This window comes from Aurantimonas sp. DM33-3, from assembly GCF_014334315.1.
GTDB classification, from domain to species: Bacteria; Pseudomonadota; Alphaproteobacteria; order Rhizobiales; family Rhizobiaceae; genus Aurantimonas; species Aurantimonas coralicida.
The window spans coordinates 44,058-64,918 of sequence record NZ_JACSGS010000020.1 but is presented as its reverse complement, the minus strand read 5'-3'; the positions used below and the strand labels follow the sequence as shown (position 1 = coordinate 64,918).

Below are 20,861 nucleotides of genomic sequence, written 5' to 3'. Positions count from 1 at the left end.
GGTGTTCCGCCTGATTGAGCGATCCGCCAAAGTCGGTGCGTTCGGTTTACCCAGCCTTAAATCCTCACCCCTATGATTAATGGTGCGCGTAAACAGACGGTTAAACGCATAGCTCACGAGGCTTGCCCAAAACCGTCCGCCGCATCTTTTCCGGGCCGTCAGACGGAGCCCGTCATCTGGAGTTTGAGTGATGAAGCGTGACAACCTGGTGCGACTGACGCGTTTCAAGGTCAGCGAAAAGCGTCGTCAGCTCGAGCAGCTCGAACTGATGATGGGGGAGTTCGCCCGGATGGCGGCCGAACTCGATCATCAGATTTCGAACGAGGAAAAGAAGGCGGGGATTACCGATATCACCCATTTCGCCTATCCGACCTTCGCCAAGGCGGCGCGCTCGCGTCGCGACAACCTGACCAACTCGGTCCAGGACCTGCGGACCCAGATCAACGCCGCGAAGCTGGCGCTGGAAGAGGCCGAGGCCGAATTGCTGCATGCCGAGAAGCTGGAGCTGCGCGACGGCCAGCGCGACGGCGAGGACGACCGCCGCGAAGCCGTCGGCTGACAAGCGACCGCCCGGCGCGAACTGCGCCGGCAATCTTTCACTCAGCCCCTGGCGCCGCGCGGCGACGGGGGCGGTGACCGGTCGGCCCGGCTTTCGCAAGGCCGCGTGATCTCAGTGCCAGGACGCCAGACGGGCGGGCCTGGCATTTTCCGTATCGGGGATCGGCCACGCGGCGATGCCGCGACAGGCGGACGCAAGCAGGCGAACGGCCGGCAAACGGGCGGAAGGAAAGCGTAAAGGGAGGGGAGCGGGAATCGGACCGGCGGATTCGTGCTCGGCGCGGTCCAGGCGATTCGATCGGCGACGGCACGGCGCCGTGAGGCGGCCGCGGGGCGCGGATGAACGGGTTTGCGGCCGGCCGGAGCCGGGCGCTGAGAGCCCCGCACGAGGCGGGGCCCGATCCGACCGTCAGTGAAGGTCGGATTTCTTGCGGTATTCCTGGATCTGCGTGGTGCGCAGTCCGGCAAGCCCGTGCTGGTCGATGGACATCTGCCAGGAGACGAACTCCTCGACGGTCAACGTGTACCGCGAGCAGGCTTCATCGAGACTGAGGAGGCCACCGCGCACGGCGGCAACGACCTCGGCCTTGCGGCGGATGACCCAACGTCTGGTGTTGGATGGCGGCAGGTCGGCAATCGTCAACGGGCTGCCGTCGGGGCCAATGACGTACTTAACGCGTGGTCTAACCTGATCGGTCATTGTACTCTCTACAACACTCAAGACCTAATCGAGCCCCAACCTAGAACGCCGCTCCTAAAAAATCCGTCAAGCGTCGCGTAAGGTTTCGATAACAGTTTGAAGCAATTGGCCAACTGCCTGCGAATCCGGGCTTTTTCGCCCTGACGGCGTGAAAAGTGGCCTGCGAAAATCCGCATTTCGCGGCCGCAAGCCCCGATCGGCGCCCCGCGGAGGCGGAAAATAGCGGCCGCGGCGAAGTTTTTTGCGCGTCGCGAGTCGGCCTCGCCGTCATGCTGCCGCCACAGGGATTTTGCATTCGGTCCCCGCCTGCGGGTAGAAGCGGGCATTCCCGTACCCACATCCCGTCCATTCGAACACGCTGCCGGAGTGGCCGATGTCGAACAGTCTCGATCTGCCGAAGCCACCCGCCGACACGCGCGTCGTCGTCGCCATGTCGGGCGGCGTCGATTCCTCCGTCGTGGCCGCGATCCTCAAGGAGGAGGGCTACAACGTCGTCGGCATCACGCTGCAACTCTACGATGCGGGCGAGGGGGCCCGGCGTGCCGGCTCGTGCTGCGCCGGCCAGGACATCCACGATGCCCGCCGCGTCGCCGAGACGCTGGGCATCCACCATTACGTGCTCGACTATGAGGACCGGTTCCGCAAGGCGGTGATCGATCCGTTCGCCGCCAGCTATCTGGCCGGCGAGACGCCGATCCCATGCGTCGCCTGCAACCAGACGGTCAAGTTCCGCGACCTCCTGGCGACGGCGCAGGATCTGGGCGCCGACGCACTGGCGACCGGCCATTATATCGAGAGCCGACAGAACGGCGCCCATCGCAGCCTCTACCGGCCGGCCGATCTCGACCGCGACCAGAGCTATTTTCTCTATGGCACCACCCAGGAGCAGCTCGACTTCCTGCGCTTCCCGCTGGGCGGGCTGACCAAGCCGCAGACGCGTGAGCTGGCCGAACGGCACGGCCTCGTCGTCGCCGCCAAGCCCGACAGCCAGGACATCTGCTTCGTGGCCAAGGGCCGCTACAGCGACGTCATCCGCAAGCTGCGGCCGGAAGCCAGCGAGCCCGGGGACATCGTCCATCTGGACGGCCGGCATCTGGGCCGCCACGCCGGCATCGTGCACTATACGATCGGCCAGCGCCGGGGTCTCGGCATTGCCGCGGCCGACCCGCTCTATGTGGTGGCGCTGGACCCGGCGACGGCGCAGGTCGTCGTGGGCCCGCGCGAGGCGCTGGCGACGCGTCGTCTGACACTGCGCGACGTGAACTGGCTGGGCCGCACCGATCCGGCCGACATGGCTGCGGCGGACGAGGAGATCTACGTGCGGGTGCGCTCGACCCGGCCGCCGGCACCGGCGCGCATCCATGTCGAGAACGGCGTCTGGACGGTGGAGCTGGCCTCGGGCGAGGACGGCGTCGCGCCGGGGCAGGCCTGCGTCTTCTATCGCGGCGAGGGCGTCGGCGCCGAAGTGCTGGGCGGCGGCGTGATCAGCGAGACCGACCGGCCGCAGCGGGCGCAGCGCGCCGCGCCGGTGCTGGCCGCCGAATAGGCGCGATCAGGCGGGAAGCACGCAGGCGCTCAGGCGGGCGCGGGGCCGGCAGATTTTCCCGCCGGCCGCCTTCTTCACCGTCAGCCGGGCGTGCGCGCCAGCGGCGAGGCGACGGACAGGATCCGCACCGTCTCGACGGCTTCGTCGGCGCCGGTCTCGGGCTCGGCCCGCGTGCCGATGCATTCGATGAAGTGCCGCAATTCCCGATCCAGCGGCATGCCCGGCTCGGTCTCCAGATATTGCGCCGGGGCATTCTCGAAGGCGAAGGCATTGTCCGTCCGCCACACCGTGTGGGCGTAGAAGGCGAGCTTCTCGCCCTCGGGCGCCAAGTCGTCGAAGGTCAGCATGCCCTTGGTGCCGATCACCGAAAAGCGCCGGTCGCGATAGGGCGAGACCCGCGACACGTGGATTTCGGCGCCGACGCCGCCGGGAAAGTCCATGACGATGTCGGCGATGTCGGTCTCGTCGCTGAGGACGGTGCGGCGGCGGCAGGAGACATCGACCGGATGGGCGCCGGCCAGATGCAGCACCATCGACAGATCGTGCGGGGCGAGGTCCCAGACCACATCCATGCCGAGGAAGCGACCGAGGCCCATGCGGGTGGAGATCATGTGGCGCAGCGTGCCGATGCGGCCGGCGGCGACCTCGTCGCAGAGCGCCCGGAACACCGGATTGAAGCGCAGGACATGGCCGACCATCAACAGCCGTCCGGCCTCGCGGGCGGCCGCGGCGGTGCGTTCGGCGTCGGCCGGGTCGAGGGCGATCGGCTTTTCGATCAGGACGTCCTTGCCGGCGGCAAAGGCGGCGCGGGCGGTGACGCCATGCACCGAGGCCGGCAGCGCCAGGACGAGGGCGTCGATGTCCGGGGAGGCGATGGCGGCCTCGGGCGCGAGCGCGGGAACGCCATATTGCTCGCTGAAGGCTGCCGCGCGGTCCGGGTTGCGGTCGGCGACGGCGGTCAGGGCACCGATCTCGGCCAGGGTGCGGATATGATTCTGGCCCCATTGCCCGCATCCGACGACGGCGATTCTTGGCGACATGGCATGGACCTCAGCTGACATGGCTTCGACCTAGCGAAGCGGCGGACGCCTCGCAAGTCGGGCGCGGCAAAGCGCGGCGCAGGGCGCGCAGACCTGCGGCCCGAGGGGCCGATCGTCACCGCATCGCGGCTTCCTGGGCGAAAGCTCAGCGAAGGCATTGACAGGCGTCGGCGCCCTCTCCTATATCCGCCCTCGTTCCGAGCGGTCGTTGCGACGATCCGCTCCGTGGCGGGGTAGCTCAGCTGGTTAGAGCAGCGGAATCATAATCCGCGTGTCGGGGGTTCAAGTCCCTCTCCCGCTACCATTAATCTCTCAGACAGTGCAGGCGGTTGGGTCTCGTGCATCGCGGGCCTACTGGCCCGTGGAGCGCTCAGGGTGCCATGCTGGACGACAAGAGCGTGGGCTTGAAGGCGATGGGGGTCGGTTTGTTCCACGTTTGAGCTGATATTCACCCAGCTGTGGTATCGTTCGATTAATTCTAAGCCTTTTTCCAAGGTTGCTCGTTGGACAGTAAGTATTCACTGACATACCGAGATTTTCCGGGTCATTAGCCTGATCGCTGCCGAGGTAGGACCCCATCGAAAAGCAAAGGCTTCGGAAACATCGAACCACCCACCTCCATCTCCGGTTCCGTGGTTCGCTCCCATACATGAGCACTGACACTCATGCCCAACTGCATTCCGGCAGGCTGGAGCACACTTCTCCATCTCTTGGTATGGCTGAACGACATATAGTCGTTCATATCGTTCCAAGCCCCGATCGACGAAGCGGTTGAGCCAACTGACTGGGAACTTCCATGACTTTTCGTTTGGTGACCATCTTACGTCCGGTTTGCGGCGCCCAGTTGCAAGGCCAAATAACCACTCTCTATTGTCAGAGCGATAGGGCAATCTGGCTGTAAGTTTTTCTCCGCGAATGGCAGAGCGTACTACGATAGGTATACTCGGGTTCTGCCATTGCCGAAGGATTTCACTAGGTATCTGTGTCGTGTCCAAAAGCCACCTCCCTATTGTGATCCGCAGATCAAGCATTAACCTTTAAATCTATCGTCGTGGAATATAGTGGGAAATCCGTTCTGAAAGTTATTTGCTCTCTGAGCCGCTCGACGCGTATCGGGGGTTCAAATCCCTCCCGCTACCATTCTTCCTGCCCAACTTTTCCAAGTGAATTCACCGGGGCGACGCTCTGAATCTGGCCAATCTTGCGTCGTGCCGTGTGGCGGTGCAGCCCGGCAGCGTGTCGCGCAGACGTCAGACACTCCAAGCAAAGACCGGCGGGATGCACGGTGGCACTCCCACCTGTCGTAGCAGCTGGGCTACGTCGTCCCTCAATCTTCCGCCATCACTCCGCCGGGACGGCGGAGGACGGGGGCGGGGTGTCGGGTTCGCCGGCGGAGGGGAGCTCGGCATAGGCGTCGTGGGCTTCCGTGCCCATGTTGTGCTCGGCCTCGGCGTCGCTGCGGAAGCGCTGGCGGTGGCGGTGGACCATCAGGTCGTCCCAGCGCAGGGCGCGCATCAGGCCCCAGGCGATCAGGCACAGCACCACCGCGAAGGGGAAGCCGGCGATGACCGCCGCCGCCTGCAGGGCGCCCAGGCCACCGGCGAGGAGCAGGACCGAGGCGACCGCGCCTTCGGAGACCGCCCAGAAGATGCGCTGGATCTTCGGCGGGTTGGGATCGCCGCCGGCGGTCAGCATGTCGATGACGAAGCTGCCCGAATCGGAGGAGGTCACGAACCACATGACGATCAAGACGGTGGCGAAGAGGGACGCGACGCCGGAATAGGGGAAGTAGCCGAGGAGCACGAACATGGTGTTCGCGTAATTCTCCCTGGTCGCCTCGATCAGCGCCGGATCGCCGGTGAGCGAGATGGAGATGGCGGTGCCGCCGAAGGCGGTGAACCAGAAGAACATGATCGTGCAGGGCAGGAGCATGACGCCGACGATGAACTCGCGGACCGTGCGGCCCCGGCTGATGCGCGCGACGAAGACGCCGACGAAGGGCGCCCAACTGATCCACCAGGCCCAGTAGAAGATGGTCCAGCTGTTCTGCCAGTCGCCGGCCTCGTTGCCGGCGCGCCAGCTTTCGCTCCAGGTGCCGAGCGGGATCAGGCGGCTGATGTAGTAGCCGTAATTGCCGACGAAGCTGTCGAAAATGAACAGGGTCGGCCCGACGATCACCATGAAGGCGAGGAAGAGCAGCGTCAGGACGATGTTGATGTTGGACAGGCGCTTGATGCCGCCGTCGAGGCCGGCGACCACCGAAAGGGTGGCCATGCCGGTGATGGCGGCGATGATCGCGATCTGGACGCCGACATGCTCGGGCACGCCGAAGAGCTGGGTGAGGCCGGTATTCACCTGGATGGCGCCGAGGCCGAGCGAGGTGACGATGCCGAACATCGTGCCGAACACGGCGATGATGTCGACGAGGTCGCCCCAGCGGCCGTAGATCCGGTCGCCGATCAGCGGGAACAGGGCCGAGCGGATCGCCAGCGGCAGACCCTTGCGGAAGTGGAAATAGGCCAGCGCCAGCGCGACGACCGCATAGATCGCCCAGGCGTGGAAACCCCAATGCATGAAGCTGATGGCCATCGCCTCCTGGGCGGCGGCGACGGTTTCCGGTTCGGCGTTCGGCGGGGCGAAGAAATGGTACATCGGCTCGGCGACGCCCCAGTAGATGAGGCCGATGCCGATGCCGGCGCTGAACAGCATGGAGGTCCAGGAGAACAGCGAATATTCGGGGCTTTCGTCCGAGCGCCCGAGGCGGACGTCGCCGAAGGGCCCGAGCGCCAGGAAGACGACGAAGACCAGCAGCGCATTGACGAGGACGATCATCGCCCAGCCGAAATAGCCGGTCAGCCAGCCCTGGACGCCGGTGAAGACGGTATTGGCGAAATCGCTGAAGATCGCGCCGAAGACGATGAAGGCGACGATCAGCAGGGCGGAGACGAGGAAGACCGGGCGATTGACCTTCGGGAAAATCCAGAGGCGTTCCTGCGGTCGCATGCCAGCCATGGTCGATCGAGCTCCGTTTCGCGTCGTTTGGTCAGCTACTTATGGGGCGGTCCGGCGGAAAGTCCACGAAATGGGCGCTTCGAAAGGTGGCCGCGCCCCGGCCGGCACGGGCGCGATCGGCCGCGATGTGGGGGCGCCGTGGCGCGGCTTGTACGTAGCGGATCGCCGGTGACCGCAGGGGCCGGGCGCTGGGTGAAACCGCGCGGGCGGCGGGCCGGTCAGGTGCGCGATGGCACGCGATCGTTTTCCGCAGGCGCGAGGCCGGTGTGGGCATATGGGGCCTAGTGGGCGACGGATTCGGCGAGGGCCGCCACGACCTGGCGGTCAGCGGGCTCGCGCTCGCGAAAGGCGAGTTCGAGGCAGTAAAGGCTAGGAACGCCTCCTCCGCCGGGAGCCGCCTCGGTTTCCGCAGCGGCATGAAAATCTATGCGCATGACGCAATATTTTGCAATTCTGTGGGCCCGTCTCTAGGATTCTGTACAGTCGGCGGCAGGCGCCGGGGGTGAGGCTTGCCGGGCGTGCGGCGGCGGTGGATAGCTCCCGCGACGCTGCGCGATCGGTGAATTGGCGTGCGGCGATGTCCGCGGAACCGGGAGATTGCCGTGCCGAACGAGGCGCCACATCGCCATGACGAGTACGGGGAGGCCGGTCTCGCGGCGCGGGCCGCCTGGCTGTATTTTTCCGGCGGGATGACCCAGGGCCAGATCGCCAAGCGGCTCGGCGTCACCAGCATCAAGGCGCATCGGCTGATCGCCCGCGCCAATCGCGACGGGCTGGTGCGGGTCTTCGTCGATGCGGAAGTGGCCGAATGCCTCGAGCTGGAGGAGACGATCCGCCAGCGCTTCGGGCTGGAATTCTGCAGCGTGGCGCCGGATCTCGGCGAGGAAACGGCATTGCCGCTGCGGGTGCTGGGGATCGCCGGCGCGAACTTCCTGAAGAACGAGATCGAGCGCGGCGAACACGCGCTGATCGGCGTCGGCCATGGCCGCACCCTGGCAGCGGCCGTTGACGCCATGCCGGCGGTGGCGACCGGGCGCACGCGCTTCGTCTCGGTGCTCGGCGGTTTCACCCGGCGCTTTGCCGCCAATCCCTACGACGTCATCCACCGGCTGGCGGAAAAGACCGGCGCGGAGGCCTTCCAGATCCCGCTGCCGACCTTCGCCAACACGGCCGAGGACAAGGCGGTGCTGCTGAGCCAGCCGGGCGTCGGCGAAGTCTTCGACCTCGCCTGTTCGGCGCCGCTGGTCTTTGCCGGCATCGGCGACGTGACCGAGGACGCGTTCCTGTTCACCGCCAGTCTGGTCGGCTCCGAGGAGATCGGCGAAATCCGCGCGGGCGAGGCGGTCGGCGAATTGCTCGGCCATTATTTCAACGCGGCGGGGCAGCCGGTGGCCGAGGCCGTGAGCGCGCGGGCGCTGTCGCCGACGCTGGACCATCTGCGGGCCTCGCGGGTCGTGGCGCTGGCGGGCGGGGCCGACAAGGTCTCGCCGATCCTGGCGCTGCTGCGCAGCGAATTCCTGGACGGGCTGGTGACCGACGAGGTGACGGCCCGGGCGATCCTGGCGGAGAACGCCGCCGGGTGAGGGGCGGTTTGCGCGGGTCCGTGTCGGGGGCCGGAGCACGGGCGCTGTTCCGGGGAGAGTGACAATCGAGAGGGAGCGGGAAATGCGCGACAGCGAACGGGCGGTGCGGCAGCAGATCATCGATCTGTGCCTGGAGATGAACCGCAACGGGATCAACGAGGGCACGTCGGGCAATATCTCGGCGCGACACGGCGATGCGATGCTGCTGACGCCGAGCGCCACGCCCTACGAGGCGCTGACGCCGGAGATGATCGTCTCCGTGCCGCTGGAGGGGGACGGATCGGACTGGTCGGGGCCGCTGAAGCCGTCGACCGAATGGCGCTTTCACCGCGACATCCTGCGCGCGCGGCCGGATGCGGGCGCGGTCGTTCATGCCCATCCGATCTTCGCCACGACGCTGGCAATGACCCGCCGCGCGATTCCCGCCTGCCACTACATGGTCGCCGTCTTCGGCGGCACCGACGTGAAATGCTCGGGCTATGCGCGCTACGGCACGGAAGCGCTGTCCCGCGAAGCGCTGGCGGCGCTGGACGGGCGGACGGGGTGCCTGCTCGCCAATCACGGCGCCATCACCATCGGCAGCGATCTCGCCAAGGCGATGTGGCGGATGGTCGAGCTGGAGACGCTGGCCCAGCAATATCATCACAGCCTGCTGCTGCCGGGCGGTCCGGTGAATCTGAGCGATGCCGAGATCGCCGAGGTGCTGGAGGGGTTCGGCAGCTACGGCCTGCAATCGCGCGACGCCATCGCCAGCTGAGACGCGCGTATCGCCGAACTGGGAGAGGCGCGGCGCTATCGCCGGCTCACCATTGCAGGCTGGCGAGATGGTGGTCGACGGTGACGCCTTCCTTCGCGATCCGGGCGGCGACCGTCTCATCGTCGGCGCCGGCGAGGATGCCGGTGCGCACCAATGCCTTGGCTGCCCCGAAGGACGCGGCGCCGGCCATGTCGTGGTCGATGCTGTCGCCGACGCACAGGATCCGCGACGGCGGGATGTCGGCGATCAGCGCATGGGCCGCGGCATAGATCTCGCCATAGGGCTTGCCGACAAAGGTCACTTCGCCGCCGAGCGCCGCATAGAGGTCGGCGATCGCCCCGGCGGCCGGCACGAGGCCCTGCGGCGTCAGCATCTGGCGGTCGGGATTGGTGCAGATGCAGGGCACGCCGCGGCGGGCGGCGGGGCGCATGCGGTTCTCGTAATCGGCCATGGCGATGCGGTCGGCCTGGCTGCCGGCGATGACGACCAGATCGGCGTCCTCGGCGGCCTCCACGGCGCGGCAGCCGAGCCGGTCGGACAAATTGGTGTCGCCGGGGCTCGACAGGGTCAGGCAGCGGATCTCGCGATCCCGCGGCAGCGGGATGGTGCCGTCCTCGCAGAGACCGATGGCGACGTCGCCGGAGGTGACGCAGGCCAGATAGAGGCTGCGCGCGATGCCAAGGCGGGCGAGGCGGTCCTCGTTGAAGGCCGCCGGCCGGCCGGAATTGGTGACGAACAGCACCGGCTTGCCGAGGCCGGCCAGCGCCGCGACGGCCTCGGGCGCGCCGGGATAGGCCGCGGTGCCGTCGTGGACGACGCCGAACTGGTCGAGGAAGAAGGCGTCGTAGCGTTCGGCGATGTCGCGAAGTCTGTCGAACTGCATGGCGTGACCGGTCATGGGAGGGCGTTCCTGCCGAGGGCGAGACGGGCCGTGCCCGCCGCCGCATCCGAAGCCCGTGCCGGCAGAAAGGGCACGCCCAGCATGGCCTGGCGGATCTGAGTCCAGGCCGTGTTGAGGGCGCCGCCGCCCACCGTGCGGACACTGCGAAGCGGCGGGGCGCCGCGTGCGTCGAGCTTGCGATACCCCATCGCCTCGATCCGCGCGATGCCTTCGAGGGGCCCCTGCAGGAAAATCGTATCCTCCGCCGGGCGCGGCGTCAGGCATGGCTGCGGGATGGCGTCGGGGCTGTGCGATCGATGCAATGGCGGATCGGCAGGACGGCACCCGGCGTCCGGAGGGACGGAGCGGTGGTCAAACGAGGCGGCGCAGCCGTGGCGATCATGTTTCGCTCCCCATGTGGCTGTCCGGCCTGTGCGGCTCTTTTCAGCACGCGTAAAATTTTTCAACTTCTGATGCGTCTATCAAGCGACGTTGCGGAAGGTTTCAGTATATGAGGTGCCGGAAATCCGGCCGAATCGTCGCCCGCGCCCGGTTCTCTTGGGGCGTGACGGCCGATGCGGCCGGTTTGCCGGGCGTATCCCTCAAACGGGGGATGCGGAGACGGGCGACCGGCGGGACCATGGGAACAATGCGGGCCAGTGCCCGCGCACCGAAGGGCACGATCATGCAACAGGCTGTCGCGGGTGCCACCGTTTCGAGCCGCAGTTCCGCAGGAAGGCGTCGGCGCATTCCCGTCCTCGAAGGGGCGCGGTGCGTGCGCCGGATGGCGGGTATCGGGCGATGATGGACGGGGCCGGCAGTTTCGGTGGCAGGGTGTCCGGCCTGGAGGCGCTGGTGCTGGTCGACGACCCGCTGGTGGCCGCGTTCATCGAGGACGTCCTCCTCGGCCGGGAGATCCTGGCGGATTGCATCAGCCTGCCGGCGAAGCTCGGCTACCTTCTGCGCCGCCACTACGACGTGGCCGTGGTCGGCGTCGATGCCCGCTGCCGCTATCTGCCGATGGTGCTCGCGGTGCTCAAGCGCCGGCGGATCCCGACGCTGCTGTTCTCGGCGAGCGGTGACCTCGGGACCTTCACCGACGAGTACCCCTATATCGCGACTGTCCGCTACGATCCGGACACGCCGGATTTCCTCGGCGACTACGTGCTGCGGGTGGTCGAGCGCGAGGGACATGCGTGAGGCGCGACATGCAGGCGATGCATCCCGCTTGCACGCAGAGGATGTAATTCGTAGCGTCTGATGGCTTGACGGCGATCGGACGGAGCGGAGCATGCCACGCGGCGAGACGGACCTTGTCGACAGGATTTACGAGGCTGCCTTCGTCGGCGAGTTCTGGCCGGCCATTCTCCACGACGTCGCCGAAGACGTGGGAAGCTGCGGCGGCGCGCTGCTCGACCTGCATCCGGACGGCATGCGCTGGGTCGGTTCGAAGATGATGTCCGACCTGCTTGCCGACTTCGCCGCCCTGGGCCGGCCGGACATGGACGTGCGGACGCCGTACGGCCTGGCAAACCAGGACCCGGCCTTCATCACCGAATTCGACATCATGACACGCGAGCAGCTGGCGGCGCAGCCGCTCTATTCGGAGTTTCTGTGGCCGCGCGGTTTCGGCTGGTGCGCGGGGACCTGCGTGAAGGTGCCGACCGGCGACAAGCTGCTCTACACTTTCGAGCGCCGCTATGACGACGGCCCGTTCGACCGTGCCGCCGTGGACAAGCTCGACGCGCTGCGGCCGCATCTGGCGCGGGCGGCCGTCCTGTCCGGGCGGCTGGAGCTGGAGCGGGCGCATGCGGCGACGGAAATGCTCGGCCTCGTCGGCCTGCCGGGGGCGGTGCTGTCGCTGTCGCACCGCATCGCCGCGGCGAACCGGCTGTTCGAGGCGCTGATCCCCGACGTGATCCGCGACGGCAGCAAGCGCGTCGCCTTCAGCGACCCGGGCGCCGATGCGCTGCTGGCAGATGTCCTGTCGGAAGGACGGGCACGGTCGATGCGCTCGATCCCGCTGGCGGCGCGCGAAGGGCATCCGCCGATGATCGCCCATCTGGTGCCGGTGCGGCTGGCGGCGCGGGACATCTTCTTCTCGGCCTCGGCGGTTCTGCTGATCACGCCGGTGACGCGCCGCGAGGTGCCGTCGGCGGACATCATCGAAGGGCTGTTCGACCTGACGCCGGCCGAATCCCGCGTCGCGCGCGGCATCGCCCGAGGCGGCACCATCCAGACGCTGGCCGGGATCTCCGGCAATTCGCCGGAGACCGTCCGCTCGCAGCTGAAGGCGGTGTTCATGAAGACCGGCCTGTCCCGGCAGGCCGAGCTCGTCAGCCTGCTGGCCGGGCTGCATGTTCCGGGACCGGACCCGACCGCGGCCGGCAAGGCCGACGGGGATTGATACCTGTCGCCGCCGTGGAGGCGGGGGCCGGGGAAGCGGCCCGGCTGCGCGCGGCAGGGTCAGCCCGCCAAGCGCCGGTCAGCCGGCGAAATCGTGCCATTCCTTCGCCTGGGCAAGGGCGGCATCGCGCAGCCAGGCGATGTCGCTGCCGGAAGCGACGGCGGCGTAGCCCTCGCCGAGGAGCTGCTGCCAGCTGCGACCCTGGCGCGGGACGGTGGCCAGCGGCTTGCCGGCGCGGCGCACGGCGGCCTCGGCCTCGGCGATCAGGCGATCGACCTCGGGCGCACCGGTCTGGTCGGGCATGCCGGCGCTGCCAGAGAGATCGGCGGGACCGATGAACACCATGTCGACGCCGGGCACCGAGGCGATCGCCTCGGCATTGGCGACGGCCTCGACGGTCTCGATCTGCGGAATGACCAACAGCTGCTCATGGGCGGTGGCGACATAGTCCGGCACCAGGCCGTAGCGCGAGCCGCGCACGACGGCAGCGGCGTTGCCGCGCTGGCCGAAGGGTGTGTAGAGGCAGGCGTCGACGACACTCTTGGCCTCTGCGGCGGAATTGACCATGGGGACGAGCACGGCCTCGGCGCCGGCATCGACGATGCGCTTCAGATAGGCGGGGTCGGCGGCCGGCACGCGGATGATGGCGGTGGCCGGCGTGCCGTTCAGCGCCCGCATCATGTCGATCGCCGACTGGATGTCGCCGGTGCCGTGCTCCTGATCGATGATGACGAAGTCGAAGCCGACGAGCCCGACGATCTCGGCCGTGGTCGCATTGGCGCTTTGCAGCCAGACGCCGAAGGATTTCTCGCCCGCCGCCACGCGGGTCTTCAGCCGGTTCTCGCGAGCGGTCACGGGATGCGCCATGGGTCCTCCAATCCGTCAGGTTGCCTGATGAAGTGATAGGCGGGAAAGTTGCGGGACGAAAGCGTCTCGCCGGTTCTTTTCTTTTGGGTGGAGGGCCATAAGGGGTAACGCGGCGGGAACGCGAGGAGGCGGTGCCGCTGCGGGACGGTGGTGCGCCCGCCAGTTTCGGCTCGTCGCCACATCGGCGCAATTGAGGGGGAGGCGGCCATGCAGGCCTGGCAGATCGATGAATTCGGACCGGCGGACAGCCTGATGCTGCGCGAGGTACCCGATCCGGTGCCGGGGCCGGGCGAGGTGCTGGTCACGGTTAAGGCGGCGAGCGTCAATCCGGCCGACGCCAAGCTGCGGGCCGGCCGCTCGCCGGGGGCGGATGCCATCGGCTTTCCGCTGACGCTCGGCCGGGATTTTTCCGGCACGGTCGCGAGACTCGGCGAAGGCGTGACCGATGTCGCGGTGGGCGATGCGGTGTTCGGGGTGCTCGACCGCGGCCACGAGGGCGCCTGCGCCGGCAAGGTCGTGCTTTCGGCGGCGCTCGTTGCCCGCAAGCCGGAGGCGCTGTCGCATGTCGAGGCCGCGGCGCTGGCGCTGACCGGGCTGACGGCGCTGGTGGCGCTGGAGGACGTGGCGCAGCTCGCGCGCGGCCAGCGCATCCTGATCCATGGCGGGGCCGGCGGCGTCGGCAGCTTCGCCGTGCAATATGCCCGGCATGTCGGTGCGGAGGTGTTCGTGACAGCCAGCGCCCGCAACCACGATTATCTGCGCGATCTCGGCGCCGACAGCGTCATCGACTATACTGCGACGTCCTTCGAGGAGGCGGTGGCCGATTGCCACGTGGTGTTCGACACGATCGGCGGCGAGGTGCACCGTCGCTCGCTGAAGGTGCTGAAGCCCGGCGGCCTGCTGGTGCATATCGCGCCGGGGCCGGCCGACATGGCGACGCCCGAGACCATCCGGATCGTGCGGCCGCATGTCGGGCGCGACCGGGCGCATCTGACGCGGATCCTCGACCTCGTCGCCTCGGGCGCCGTGCGGCCGCCGGAGATCGCGACCATGGCGTTCGCCGACCTGCCGGCGGCGCATGAGCGGATCGAGACCGGCCATGTGCGCGGCAAGATCGTGCTCAGTCCGGTGTCGTAAGCGGCGGCAGCGGAGCAGCGGCAAGGCGAGGGAAGAGCTGCGCGAGGGCGACCGCAAACCAGGGAGGAAGCCGATGAGCGAGGAACTGCGCCGCCGGATGGTGGAGGATCAGCTCGTGCGCCACGGCATCTCGGACCGCCGCGTGCTCGACGCCATGGGACGGGTGCCGCGCGAGGCCTTCGTGCCGGAGGCGCTGGCGTCGTCTGCCTATGTGGATGGCCCGCTGTCCATCGGCGGCGGGCAGACGATCTCGCAGCCCTACATCGTCGCGCGGATGCTGGAAGCGGCGGCGATCGCGCCGGGGGACCGGGTGCTCGATGTCGGCACCGGCTCGGGCTATGCCGCCGCCGTCGCGGCCGAGATGGGGGCGACCATCGTCTCGATCGAGCGCGATGCGGCGCTGGGCGAGGCGGCGCGCGAGCGGCTGCAGGCGCTCGGCTACGATGTCGCGGTGACCATCGGGGACGGCACGCGCGGGCTGGAAAGCGCCGCTCCCTTCGACGCGATCCTGGTGGCCGCGGCCGCGCCGGCGGTTCCCGAGGCGCTGCGCGCGCAACTGGCGATCGGCGGGCGGCTGGTGATCCCGGTCGGCCGGACGCGGCAGGGCCAGGAACTGCGCCGGATCACCCGGCGCTCGGCCACGGAATTCGACGAGACCGTGCTCGAGATGGTCGCCTTCGTGCCGCTGATCGGCCGCGAAGGCTGGCCGGACGCTTCGGGCGGTGCCGGCGGCTGAGGGCGCGGTAGGCGCCGGCGGCAGGCGCGGCTCCGGTGTCGGCGGGACGGGGCGCCTAGTCGGCGAGGAAGCGGGCGTAGCTCGCCACGTCGACATTGCCGCCGCTGACGATGATGCCGACGCGCTGGCCTTCGCAGGGCACCACGCTGGTGAAGGCGGCGGCGGCGGCCAGGCAGCCGGTCGGCTCGACCACCATCTTCATGCGCTCGGCGAAGAAGCGCATGGCGTCGACCAGCGCCGCGTCGGGCACGGTGACGATCGAATCCACCCGGTCGCGGATGATCGGGAAGGTGAGGTCGCCGAGATGGGTGGTCAGCGCGCCGTCGGCGATGGAGCGCGGCACGTCGATGCGCACGACCTCGCCCTTGGCCAAGGACTGGCGCCCGTCGTCGCCGGCCTCCGGCTCGACGCCGATGACGCGGCAGCCGGGCGACAGTTCGCTTGCGGCCAGTGCCGATCCGGCAAGGAGGCCGCCACCGCCGAGGCAGACCAGGAGGATGTCGAGCGGGCCGGTCTCGGCGAAGAGTTCGGCCGCCGCGGTGCCCTGTCCGGCGATGATGTCGTGATGGTCGTAGGGCGGGATCAGCGTCAGGCCGCGATCCGTCGCGACGGTGTTGGCGAGCGCCTCGCGGTCCTCGCTGTAGCGGTCGTAGGTAATGACGTCGGCGCCGTAGCCGCGGGTGGCCGCGACCTTCATGGCCGGGGCGTCGGCCGGCATCAGGATCGTCGCCGGCACGTTCTCGATGCGGCTGGCCAGCGCGATCGCCTGGGCGTGGTTGCCGGAGGAATAGGCCATGACGCCGCGCCGGCGCGCATCCTCGGGCAGGGCGGCGATGGCGTTGCAGGCGCCGCGGAACTTGAAGGCGCCGGCGCGCTGCAGGTTCTCGCATTTGAAGAGGAGCGTCGCGCCCGTCCGCGCGTCGGCAAAGCGCGAGGTCAGGACCGGCGTGCGGTGGGCGATGCCGGCGATGCGCGCGCGCGCGGCGGCGACATCGGCGAAGGTCGGAAGGCGGGTGCCGGAAGACGATCCGGCGGTTGCGATTGCGGTCATCGAAGACGCCTCATCTGGAACGGCGCGGCTGCACCCCGCGCCCATGCGCCGTGTTCAACGTGAGCGATGGGGCGATGTAAAGGGGCGCCGCCCGAGGCTGCGAGGCGTGGGTGCTGCGACGCCCGAAGGGCTACCAGCGCAGGAGCCGCCAGCCCAGAAGCGCGCCCGCCGCGACCAGCGCGGAGGCGGCCAGCGGATACCAGACGGCGACGAAGAGCGGCGAATCGTCGGTGCATTGCGCCGCATAGAAGATGGCGGCGACGGCGGCGGCCGCCAGGCCTGCGAGCCCGCCGGCCAGGGCCGGCCGGGTCGGCGCCTGCCGGCGCAGGGCCCACAGGAAGACGATCAGCGCCGGGGCACCCATGGAGGGGATGGCGGTCAGGCACATCAGTGCGTTGGAGCCGACGAGATAGGCCATCCATGTGTCCGACGGCAGCGCGATCAGCTCGGCGAGGACGGCGGCGAGCATCACCCCGGCCGGCAGCGCCAGCCACCACAGCCGACGCAGCGGCTCGCCGGGATGCGAGAACGCCCGCATCGTGACGATGGCGGTGACGGCCAGCAGTCCGGTGACGACGAATTTGAAGTCGAAGCGGATGGTCTGCAGCGCGCCGGCGAAATCCGGCCGGACGCCGATGGCTGTGAAGAAGACGAGGCCGGCGAGCACCGCGGCAACGAGGGCGAGCAGCAGCCAGGACGGGCCTGTCTCGGGCGCGGTGCGCTGGCGGTCGGCGACCAGCGTGTCGATGAGGGTGTCGGTCTGCATGGCGTCAGGTCCGTCCGAATCTGGCGGCGATCGCGGCAAGGCCCCGATGGAAGGCGACCCGCACGGCGCCCTCGGTGACGCCGAGGCGACTGGCGGTCTCGGTGATGGAATGGCCATGGACCGACAGGGAGGCGACGACCTCCCGCTGGCGGCCGGCCAGCGACAGGAGCGCGCGGGAGATATCGTGGGCCTTGGCGTTGGGCATGGTGGCGGGATCGTCCAGCGTGTCGGTGAAGTCGGCGATGTCGAGATTGATGCGCCGGCCCTCGCGGCGATAGGCGTCGATCGCCTTGTGGCGGGCAATGGCGAAGAGCCACGGCTTCACGGGCTCGCCTTCGCGCCACGTATGTCGTTTCAGATGCACCGCCATCAAGATCTCCTGGACCAGATCCTCCGGATCGAAGCCGCCGGCATGCACCGGCGCTTTGGCGCGGGCAAAGCCGCGCAGAAGGCCCGCGACCTCCTGCAGGAAATCACGATAGGCGCCGTCGTCGCCGGCGTTGGCCGCCATCAAAAGGGATTCCAGTCGTCCGGGCCGGACGGGCGAGGCAGGCTTCATGTCTGGTCCTTCGCGCGCAGTGCCTTGGATGTTTCGCAGCATGGCGAATTTTTCCGCCGGCAGGGCGCAACACGGTTCACATGATGGTGATGGTCGAAACGGCGTAACGAACCGGGCAGCGAGGGCGAAGACAGGAAGGCGGGACCGGCAACGGTGTCGCGCGATCAAAGGTCTCGAAGGAGGATTTCATGGACCGTCGCTCTCTCAATCTCGCACTGGCGGGCTCGCTCGCCGCCGCCCTGACCGCCTCGGCGCTGCCGGCTTCGGCGCAGGACAGCAAGGATACGGTGAAGTGCTACGGCGTGGCGCTGGCCGGCCAGAACGACTGCGCCGCCGGCCCGGGCACGACCTGCGCCGGCACGTCCAGCGTCGACTACCAGGGCAATGCGTGGAAGGCGGTGCCGGCCGGGACCTGCGAAACCATGGACGTGCCGGGCGACCGCATGGGCTCGACCGAGCCGCTGACCCGCGACGTGCCGAGCTGACACGGCCCTGACCGGAAGGCCCGGCCCTCAAGCCGGGCCTTCCCCCCGACGCTGGCTTCCGGGAGGCTGCCCCCATGTCGTCACATCGCAAGACCGCCGTATCGGTGGCGGATACATCGCCCTTGCCCGCCGCCGCAGGGCTGGGCCTGAAGCTCGAACATGCCGGAGAGATCCTGGAAACGGACCCGGCGGTCGGCTTCTTCGAGGTCCATGCCGAGAACTACATGGGCGACGGCGGTCCGCCGCACCGCTATCTCACGGCGATCGCCGCCCGCTACCCGTTGTCGCTGCACGGTGTCGGCCTGTCGATCGGCGGCGAGGGCGCCCTCGACCGGGCGCATCTGGCGCGGCTGAAAGCGCTGATCGAGCGCTACCGGCCGGCGAGCTTTTCCGAGCACCTGGCCTGGTCCACCCACGAAAGCGCGTTCTTCAACGATCTCCTGCCGCTGCCCTATACGCCGGCGACGCTGGAGCGGGTGGTCGCGCATGTCGCCGAGACGCAGGAGACGCTCGGCGTGCGGATGCTGCTGGAGAACCCCTCGACCTATCTCCTGTTCGCCGAATCCAGCATCGACGAGATCGACTTCCTGACGGCGATTCCCGAGCGGACCGGCTGCGGCCTGCTGCTGGACGTCAACAACGTCATGGTGTCGGCGGTCAATCACGGCCTTGACCCCTTTGCCTATATCGACCGGTTTCCGCTGGAGCGGGTCGGGGAGATCCATCTCGCCGGCTATGACGAGACGGTGGACGATGCCGGCGAGCGGCTGCTGATCGACGCGCACAACGCGCCGGTGCTGCCCGACGTCTTCGCGCTCTATCGGCACACCTTGCGAAAGAGCGGCCCGCTGCCGACGCTGGTGGAATGGGACAATGACGTGCCGCCCTTTGCGGCGCTGATGGACGAGGTCGCACGGGTGGAAGGGGCGTTGGCCGATGCGCGGCCGGTATATCATCGCGTCCGGCCGGCGGCATGAGCGCGGTGGCGGGAACCGCGCCGGCGATCGGCGCGCAGGCTTTCATCGCCGCCCTGACGGCGGCGGAGGCAGAGATGCCGGCGGGGCTGACGACCCATCGCGGCACGCGCGACGCCCGCCGCTTCGCGGTCTATCGCAACAATGTCCATGTCGGGCTGGTCGGTGCGCTGGAAAAGGCGTTTCCGGTGGTCCGGCAACTGGTCGGCGACGCCTTCTTCCAGATCATGGCGCGCGCCTATGTGGCCGCCGAGAAGCCCGCCTCGCCGGTGATGCTCGAATACGGCCACGGCTTTGCCGGCTTCGCCGCCGGTTTCGCGCCGGCGGAGGGCTTGCCCTATCTCGCCGATGTCGTCCGGCTCGAGGTCGCGCTGACGCAGGCCTATCACGCGGCGGAAGCACACGCGCTGGACCGGGCGGGCCTTGCCGGGCTCGACCCGTCGCGGCTCGATGCCACGGTGCTGGTGCTGCATCCGGCCGTGCGGCTGGTGCGCTCGGCGTATCCCGTCGGCACGATCTGGTCGCACCATCAGCAGCAGCCGGTGCGCCCGGTCGAACACTGGCGGGCTGAGGCGGTGCTGGTGACGCGGCCGGATGCGGAATTGCGCTCGACCATCCTGCCGCCTTGCGACGTGCCCTTCGTGGCGGCGCTGATCAATGGTGCCAGCCTGGCGGAGGCGGCCGGGGCGGCTGTCGACGCGGACCGGACCTTCGCCTTCGGGGAGGCGCTGATCGCGCTCATCGATCTGGGCGCCGTGACCGGCTTTCGCGACAGGGAGACAGGGAATGCGTGAGTTGCTGATCCGTGCCGAGGCGGCGCTGGGCGCGGTTCCGGCGGACCTGCCGCTGCTAGCCCTGCGGGTTGCGCTGGCCGTGCCGTTCTACAGGTCCGGCCTGACCAAGTGGGACGGCTTCCTGCAACTCTCTGGCGGCGCCCGCTATCTGTTCACGCAGGAGTTCAAGCTGCACATCCTGGGCGCCGAATACGCCTATCCGGCGCCGATCCTGAGCGCGCATCTGGCGGGGATCGCCGAGATCGTGCTGCCGATCCTGCTGGTGCTGGGGCTGGGTACGCGCTTTGCCGCGCTCGCGCTCCTGGCGATGACCGCGGTGATCCAGATCACCGTGCCGGAGGGCTGGGCGAATTTTCATCTGCCCTGGGCGGCGATGGCGCTGACGCTGATGTGTTTCGGCGGAGGCCGGCTGGCGCTGGACTCGCTGCTTTTCGGCGACGGGGCCCGCGCCCGGCCGCGGGGGATGCCGTCCGTCTAGGGCGGCCCGATCCGGCGACCGAACACGAAAAAGCCGCCAGGGACATTGCCCGGCGGCTCCGCGTTGTCTGCGAGAGACAATGTGCGGGCCTCACTCTTCGACTCGCCAGTACATCCGTGGTCGGACGAAGAGCAGAAGACCCTGGGCGCATCGACCTGACAAGTCAGGGACGCGTTGCACCACACACAGATGGGTACGCCCTGAAGCTTGTGCAAGGCTGACGTTGCCGATTGTGCGGCGCCTTTCCACCCACGCCGTCATCCTCGGGCCTGACCCGAGGACCCATTCCTCTGCGGTGCCGCTGTCGTTTTGGGGGAGGAGGGGCGTTCTGTTGCGTGGCGGCGGTTGGGACGGTTTGGCATGGGTCCTCGGGGCGGAGCCCGAGGATGACGCCGAGTGGGGAGGTGGGGTGCGTTTTCTGCGGGCGGCGGGGGTGACGCGATGCTGCGGTGGCGGCGGTTGATGTCAGTGTCCTGCCGGGGGGGGACGCATGCGGCGATGCCGTCGGCTTGCCATGGGGCGGGGCGAGCG

21 protein-coding genes and 1 tRNA gene are annotated in these 20,861 nt (G+C 68.5%); 13 read left to right on the top strand and 9 right to left on the bottom strand.

Annotated features, from left to right (window positions below):
• Positions 1–187: 187 nt before the first annotated feature.
• Positions 188–559, top strand: coding sequence for a flagellar export protein FliJ (locus H9Q09_RS20180; protein ID WP_024348828.1), 372 nt, complete (start codon positions 188–190; stop codon positions 557–559).
• Positions 560–967: 408 nt separating this feature from the next.
• On the opposite strand, the gene H9Q09_RS20175 is transcribed toward H9Q09_RS20180, so the two are convergent.
• Entirely contained in the window at positions 968–1,258 is a 291-nt protein-coding gene (locus H9Q09_RS20175) for a DUF1153 domain-containing protein (RefSeq protein WP_024348827.1), read from the bottom strand.
• A 373-nt stretch (positions 1,259–1,631) separates the two neighbouring features.
• Here H9Q09_RS20175 and mnmA point away from each other — a divergent pair, with 373 nt between their 5' ends.
• Positions 1,632–2,804 carry a tRNA 2-thiouridine(34) synthase MnmA gene (gene mnmA, locus H9Q09_RS20170; RefSeq protein ID WP_187392528.1) on the top strand — a complete coding sequence of 391 codons (1,173 nt, stop codon included), beginning with the start codon at positions 1,632–1,634 and terminating at the stop codon, positions 2,802–2,804.
• 80 nt (positions 2,805–2,884) lie between these two features.
• Here the strand turns inward: mnmA and H9Q09_RS20165 are convergent, their stop codons facing one another.
• A complete protein-coding gene (locus H9Q09_RS20165; RefSeq protein WP_246716254.1) occupies positions 2,885–3,844 on the bottom strand; it encodes a Gfo/Idh/MocA family oxidoreductase in 960 nt (319 codons plus the stop codon).
• A gap of 227 nt (positions 3,845–4,071) precedes the next feature.
• Here H9Q09_RS20165 and H9Q09_RS20160 point away from each other — a divergent pair.
• Positions 4,072–4,148: transfer RNA gene (locus tag H9Q09_RS20160), tRNA-Met, on the top strand.
• Positions 4,149–5,185: 1,037 nt separating this feature from the next.
• On the opposite strand, the gene H9Q09_RS20155 is transcribed toward H9Q09_RS20160, so the two are convergent.
• Positions 5,186–6,856: a BCCT family transporter gene (locus H9Q09_RS20155; protein ID WP_187392526.1), complete on the bottom strand. Its 1,671-nt coding sequence runs from the start codon at positions 6,854–6,856 to the stop codon at positions 5,186–5,188.
• A 689-nt stretch (positions 6,857–7,545) separates the two neighbouring features.
• On the opposite strand from H9Q09_RS20155, the gene H9Q09_RS20150 reads away from it, so the two are divergent.
• Positions 7,546–8,439: a sugar-binding transcriptional regulator gene (locus H9Q09_RS20150; protein ID WP_210315448.1), complete on the top strand. Its 894-nt coding sequence runs from the start codon at positions 7,546–7,548 to the stop codon at positions 8,437–8,439.
• Between the two features lie 82 nt (positions 8,440–8,521).
• A complete protein-coding gene (locus tag H9Q09_RS20145) occupies positions 8,522–9,196 on the top strand; it encodes a class II aldolase/adducin family protein (protein WP_187392524.1) in 675 nt (224 codons plus the stop codon).
• Between the two features lie 46 nt (positions 9,197–9,242).
• Here the strand turns inward: H9Q09_RS20145 and H9Q09_RS20140 are convergent, their stop codons facing one another.
• Positions 9,243–10,094 (bottom strand): TIGR01459 family HAD-type hydrolase, encoded by an 852-nt coding sequence (locus tag H9Q09_RS20140; RefSeq protein ID WP_187392523.1) that lies wholly within the window; start codon positions 10,092–10,094, stop codon positions 9,243–9,245.
• On the bottom strand, positions 10,091–10,543 hold the full coding sequence (locus H9Q09_RS22555) for an FGGY-family carbohydrate kinase (protein WP_246716253.1): 453 nt from the start codon (positions 10,541–10,543) through the stop codon (positions 10,091–10,093). The genes H9Q09_RS20140 and H9Q09_RS22555 overlap by 4 nt, the downstream gene beginning before the upstream one ends.
• Positions 10,544–10,877: 334 nt before the next feature.
• Here H9Q09_RS22555 and H9Q09_RS20130 point away from each other — a divergent pair, with 334 nt between their 5' ends.
• Positions 10,878–11,276 carry a hypothetical protein gene (locus H9Q09_RS20130; RefSeq protein ID WP_187392522.1) on the top strand — a complete coding sequence of 133 codons (399 nt, stop codon included), beginning with the start codon at positions 10,878–10,880 and terminating at the stop codon, positions 11,274–11,276.
• Between the two features lie 91 nt (positions 11,277–11,367).
• The gene (locus H9Q09_RS20125) at positions 11,368–12,483 is read left to right on the top strand and encodes a helix-turn-helix transcriptional regulator (protein WP_187392521.1); all 1,116 of its coding nucleotides are present in this window, start codon (positions 11,368–11,370) and stop codon (positions 12,481–12,483) included.
• Positions 12,484–12,561: 78 nt separating this feature from the next.
• Here the strand turns inward: H9Q09_RS20125 and H9Q09_RS20120 are convergent, their stop codons facing one another.
• Positions 12,562–13,350, bottom strand: coding sequence for an aldolase/citrate lyase family protein (locus H9Q09_RS20120; protein WP_187392520.1), 789 nt, complete (start codon positions 13,348–13,350; stop codon positions 12,562–12,564).
• 207 nt (positions 13,351–13,557) lie between these two features.
• On the opposite strand from H9Q09_RS20120, the gene H9Q09_RS20115 reads away from it, so the two are divergent.
• Positions 13,558–14,487, top strand: coding sequence for an NADP-dependent oxidoreductase (locus H9Q09_RS20115; RefSeq protein WP_187392519.1), 930 nt, complete (start codon positions 13,558–13,560; stop codon positions 14,485–14,487).
• Between the two features lie 73 nt (positions 14,488–14,560).
• The gene (locus H9Q09_RS20110; RefSeq protein ID WP_187392518.1) at positions 14,561–15,223 is read left to right on the top strand and encodes a protein-L-isoaspartate(D-aspartate) O-methyltransferase; all 663 of its coding nucleotides are present in this window, start codon (positions 14,561–14,563) and stop codon (positions 15,221–15,223) included.
• A gap of 55 nt (positions 15,224–15,278) precedes the next feature.
• On the opposite strand, the gene H9Q09_RS20105 is transcribed toward H9Q09_RS20110, so the two are convergent.
• The 3 genes from H9Q09_RS20105 to H9Q09_RS20095 all read right to left on the bottom strand — a co-directional run bounded on the left by H9Q09_RS20105 (position 15,279) and on the right by H9Q09_RS20095 (position 17,599).
• The gene (locus tag H9Q09_RS20105; RefSeq protein WP_187392517.1) at positions 15,279–16,274 is read right to left on the bottom strand and encodes a threo-3-hydroxy-L-aspartate ammonia-lyase; all 996 of its coding nucleotides are present in this window, start codon (positions 16,272–16,274) and stop codon (positions 15,279–15,281) included.
• A gap of 130 nt (positions 16,275–16,404) precedes the next feature.
• Positions 16,405–17,040, bottom strand: coding sequence for an NrsF family protein (locus H9Q09_RS20100; protein WP_187392516.1), 636 nt, complete (start codon positions 17,038–17,040; stop codon positions 16,405–16,407).
• 4 nt (positions 17,041–17,044) lie between these two features.
• Positions 17,045–17,599 (bottom strand): sigma-70 family RNA polymerase sigma factor, encoded by a 555-nt coding sequence (locus H9Q09_RS20095; RefSeq protein ID WP_187392515.1) that lies wholly within the window; start codon positions 17,597–17,599, stop codon positions 17,045–17,047.
• Between the two features lie 188 nt (positions 17,600–17,787).
• Between H9Q09_RS20095 and H9Q09_RS20090 the strand changes: the two genes are divergently transcribed.
• From H9Q09_RS20090 to H9Q09_RS20075, 4 genes are all read left to right on the top strand, one after another.
• On the top strand, positions 17,788–18,084 hold the full coding sequence (locus H9Q09_RS20090; protein WP_024348792.1) for a DUF2282 domain-containing protein: 297 nt from the start codon (positions 17,788–17,790) through the stop codon (positions 18,082–18,084).
• A gap of 74 nt (positions 18,085–18,158) precedes the next feature.
• Entirely contained in the window at positions 18,159–19,061 is a 903-nt protein-coding gene (locus H9Q09_RS20085) for a DUF692 domain-containing protein (protein ID WP_187392514.1), read from the top strand.
• Positions 19,058–19,852 (top strand): DNA-binding domain-containing protein, encoded by a 795-nt coding sequence (locus tag H9Q09_RS20080; RefSeq protein WP_187392513.1) that lies wholly within the window; start codon positions 19,058–19,060, stop codon positions 19,850–19,852. Before H9Q09_RS20085 ends, H9Q09_RS20080 begins: the two co-directional genes overlap by 4 nt.
• Entirely contained in the window at positions 19,845–20,330 is a 486-nt protein-coding gene (locus H9Q09_RS20075; RefSeq protein ID WP_187392512.1) for a DoxX family protein, read from the top strand. Before H9Q09_RS20080 ends, H9Q09_RS20075 begins: the two co-directional genes overlap by 8 nt.
• Positions 20,331–20,861 lie beyond the last annotated feature (531 nt).

Coding starts and splice junctions, on each gene's coding strand:
- H9Q09_RS20175 (WP_024348827.1), bottom strand. CDS start 1,258: ATGACCGATCAGGTTAGACCACGCGTTAAGTACGTCATTGGCCCCGAC.
- mnmA (WP_187392528.1), top strand. CDS start 1,632: ATGTCGAACAGTCTCGATCTGCCGAAGCCACCCGCCGACACGCGCGTC.
- H9Q09_RS20165 (WP_246716254.1), bottom strand. CDS start 3,844: ATGTCGCCAAGAATCGCCGTCGTCGGATGCGGGCAATGGGGCCAGAAT.
- H9Q09_RS20155 (WP_187392526.1), bottom strand. CDS start 6,856: ATGGCTGGCATGCGACCGCAGGAACGCCTCTGGATTTTCCCGAAGGTC.
- H9Q09_RS20150 (WP_210315448.1), top strand. CDS start 7,546: ATGACCCAGGGCCAGATCGCCAAGCGGCTCGGCGTCACCAGCATCAAG.
- H9Q09_RS20145 (WP_187392524.1), top strand. CDS start 8,522: ATGCGCGACAGCGAACGGGCGGTGCGGCAGCAGATCATCGATCTGTGC.
- H9Q09_RS20140 (WP_187392523.1), bottom strand. CDS start 10,094: ATGACCGGTCACGCCATGCAGTTCGACAGACTTCGCGACATCGCCGAA.
- H9Q09_RS20130 (WP_187392522.1), top strand. CDS start 10,878: ATGATGGACGGGGCCGGCAGTTTCGGTGGCAGGGTGTCCGGCCTGGAG.
- H9Q09_RS20125 (WP_187392521.1), top strand. CDS start 11,368: ATGCCACGCGGCGAGACGGACCTTGTCGACAGGATTTACGAGGCTGCC.
- H9Q09_RS20120 (WP_187392520.1), bottom strand. CDS start 13,350: ATGGCGCATCCCGTGACCGCTCGCGAGAACCGGCTGAAGACCCGCGTG.
- H9Q09_RS20115 (WP_187392519.1), top strand. CDS start 13,558: ATGCAGGCCTGGCAGATCGATGAATTCGGACCGGCGGACAGCCTGATG.
- H9Q09_RS20110 (WP_187392518.1), top strand. CDS start 14,561: ATGAGCGAGGAACTGCGCCGCCGGATGGTGGAGGATCAGCTCGTGCGC.
- H9Q09_RS20105 (WP_187392517.1), bottom strand. CDS start 16,274: ATGACCGCAATCGCAACCGCCGGATCGTCTTCCGGCACCCGCCTTCCG.
- H9Q09_RS20100 (WP_187392516.1), bottom strand. CDS start 17,040: ATGCAGACCGACACCCTCATCGACACGCTGGTCGCCGACCGCCAGCGC.
- H9Q09_RS20095 (WP_187392515.1), bottom strand. CDS start 17,599: ATGAAGCCTGCCTCGCCCGTCCGGCCCGGACGACTGGAATCCCTTTTG.
- H9Q09_RS20090 (WP_024348792.1), top strand. CDS start 17,788: ATGGACCGTCGCTCTCTCAATCTCGCACTGGCGGGCTCGCTCGCCGCC.
- H9Q09_RS20085 (WP_187392514.1), top strand. CDS start 18,159: ATGTCGTCACATCGCAAGACCGCCGTATCGGTGGCGGATACATCGCCC.
- H9Q09_RS20080 (WP_187392513.1), top strand. CDS start 19,058: ATGAGCGCGGTGGCGGGAACCGCGCCGGCGATCGGCGCGCAGGCTTTC.
- H9Q09_RS20075 (WP_187392512.1), top strand. CDS start 19,845: ATGCGTGAGTTGCTGATCCGTGCCGAGGCGGCGCTGGGCGCGGTTCCG.